At 67.4% G+C, this 2,433-nt stretch carries 3 protein-coding genes; 2 read left to right on the top strand and 1 reads right to left on the bottom strand.

Annotated elements, in window-relative coordinates:
* The first annotated feature begins 16 nt into the window (after nucleotides 1-16).
* Entirely contained in the window at nucleotides 17-574 is a 558-nt protein-coding gene (locus tag AB1609_21230; GenBank protein MEW6048959.1) for a macro domain-containing protein, read from the top strand.
* Here AB1609_21230 and AB1609_21225 read toward each other — a convergent pair.
* Nucleotides 540-1,019, bottom strand: a complete 480-nt coding sequence (locus AB1609_21225; protein ID MEW6048958.1) for a DoxX family membrane protein — start codon at nucleotides 1,017-1,019, stop codon at nucleotides 540-542. The genes AB1609_21230 and AB1609_21225 overlap by 35 nt on opposite strands.
* Nucleotides 1,020-1,218: 199 nt before the next feature.
* On the opposite strand from AB1609_21225, the gene AB1609_21220 reads away from it, so the two are divergent.
* Nucleotides 1,219-2,433 (top strand): DHA2 family efflux MFS transporter permease subunit (locus AB1609_21220; protein MEW6048957.1); only part of this gene is annotated, 1,215 nt, incomplete at its 3' end.

The following is a 2,433-nucleotide window of genomic DNA, read 5'->3' as shown; positions in this document are numbered from 1 at the left end:
GGGGGGGAGGTAAGTCGTGGAACTGACGGTGGGCGGTGTGAGGATTGAGTGCGTGCAGGGGGACATAGTCCGGCAGGTGGGGTTTGACGCCATCGTCAACGCCGCGAACGCCCAGTTGCGCAGTGGGGGCGGCGTGGCCGGTGCCATCCACCGCGCGGCGGGGCCCGGACTCGAGGAGGAGTGTCGGCCACTGGCGCCGATCAGGCCCGGCCAGGCCGTGATCACGGGGGGCCACAACCTGCCCAACCGCTACGTGATCCACTGCCTGGGGCCGGTGTACAGGAGGGACGAGCCTTCCGACCAGTTACTTGCGGACTGCTACCGCAATGCCTTGAGGCTTGCAGAGGAGAGGGGCATAACCTCGGTGGCCTTTCCGGCCATATCCACTGGGGTGTTCGGTTATCCCATGGAAGAGGCAGCCGAGGTGGCGTTCAGGACGATCGTGGAGATGGCCCCCTCCCTGAAGTCCGTAAGGGTGATCCGCTTCGTCCTGCGGGACGAAGCGGCCCTGCGCATCCACCAGGAAGTGCTGGCGCGGCTCAAGCCGGGAGGGGACGACGCAGGCTGCGCATGAGCGCGAACACGCGGATCACCCTGAGCAGGAAGCGATCGACCCCCCAGTAGTAGGCTGCCGGCCCGGCGATGATGATGAGGATGGCGGCGGTGTACATCACCGGGTTGGTGCTGGCGGTCCCGGCCAGCATATAGTTCAGGTTCATCAAGGCGCCAAAGAAGGCGGCGACCAGTGTCAAGCCCCCCAGGATGAGCCCGATGCCGACCAGCAACTCGCCCAGGGCCACCAGCTTGCCGAACCAGACATGTTGCCCGCTCTGGGCGAGCCAGCGGATGAGCGTCTCGTACCACTCGTACTTGATGGTTCGCGTGGTACCGGGCAGCAGGCCGGCTGCCCTCATCCAGTAACCACGGACGGCCTCGCCGGTAACCATCCACTTGGGGTCCACCACCTTGTGCAGCCCGGCCTCCAACCATTGGTAACCGAGCCACAGACGCAGGATCAACCATACGGGAGTGTCCCCTGCAGTGCTTCCGCCAGCTATCACTGGGCTGCAGCCTGGTTTCCGTTGTCCGCCTTGACTGAAAGGGTCCGGTGCAATAGTGTTTAGGCACCAGGAATAATGGCACGTGGCAGTATGGGCACCGTGCGATGAGGACGGAGGATGAGCCCGGACGACATGGGCCTTGCGGGGGCTGTACCAGATGTCGCGCGGTTCTTCCGGGGACGGTGCGGGGATGGAGAGGGTAGAGGCGGTGGGGATCGAGGGTAGGCGGGGCCAATCGGGTGCCTTCGCGGGCGAGCCCAGGCGCTGGCGGGCGCTGGCGGCCCTGCTGGCGGGCGGCATCATGGGCCCCATCGACGCCAGTATCGTCAACATCAACCTCCCCGTGATTGCAGCCGACCTGGGCGTGACGCCCGACCGGGTGGGCTGGGTATCCATGGCCTACCTCCTGGTCCTCGGCACCCTGCTCTTGCCCTTCGCCCGTCTGGGAGACATGCTGGGCTTGAAACGGGTCTACCTGGCCGGGCTGCTCGTGTTCGTGGTCACGTCGGCCACCTGCGCCATGGCGACCGGCCTGGGGACCCTGGTGACCTTCCGGGCACTGCAGGCCCTGGGCGCCGGCCTGACCATGGCCATGGCCCCGGCCATCATCACCGCCCTGTTCCCTGCCCAGGAGCGGGGACGAGCCCTGGGTCTCAACGGGATGACGGTGGCCCTGGGTCTCAGCCTGGGGCCGACCCTGGGAGGATGGCTGGCGGACTCCTTTGGCTGGCGGTCGATATTCCTGGTCAACGTTCCGGTGGGGCTGGTGGCATACCTCCTGTGCCGCCGCCTGCTGCCTCCGTTCCGGCCGCGCGAAAGCAGCCGTTCCTTCGATACCTGGGGGACCCTGCTGGCGTGCCTCAGCCTCACCTGTCTGCTGGTGGCAGCCACCCGGGGCCCGGCCAGCGGCCACGCGCCAGGGTACATTGCCCTGGGGGCCCTGGGCGTGGCCCTTGTCTACCTCTTCGTGCGCGTGGAGAGGCGGTCGTCCCGGCCCATGCTGGACCTTTCCCTCTTCGCGAACTCCACCTTCTCGGCGGGGATCGGGGTGGCCTGGCTGAACTTCGTCACCCAGTATGTGATCGTTTTCGTTACCCCCTTTTACCTGCAGCGCGTGGCGGGCCTTCGGCCGGGCCATGCGGGCTCCATCATGACCGCTTTCCCGCTCACCGTGCTGGTGGTGGCACCGCTGGCCGGGGCCCTGTCCGACCGGGTGGGACACCGCTGGCTCGCCCTGGCCGGACTCACCCTGTGTGGTGCCGCGGCCGCCTCTATGGTGGTCCTGGGCCCGTCCGGCAGGGCTGGCGCCGTGGTGTGGCGCCTCTCCCTCTTCGGGCTGGGCACCGGTCTCTTTCAGTCACCCACGCCGTCA

Source organism: Bacillota bacterium (genome assembly GCA_040754675.1).
GTDB lineage: Bacteria > Bacillota > Limnochordia > Limnochordales > Geochordaceae > Geochorda.
Note: the sequence above shows the minus strand (reverse complement) of the source record. Positions and strands in the feature narration are given on the sequence as shown.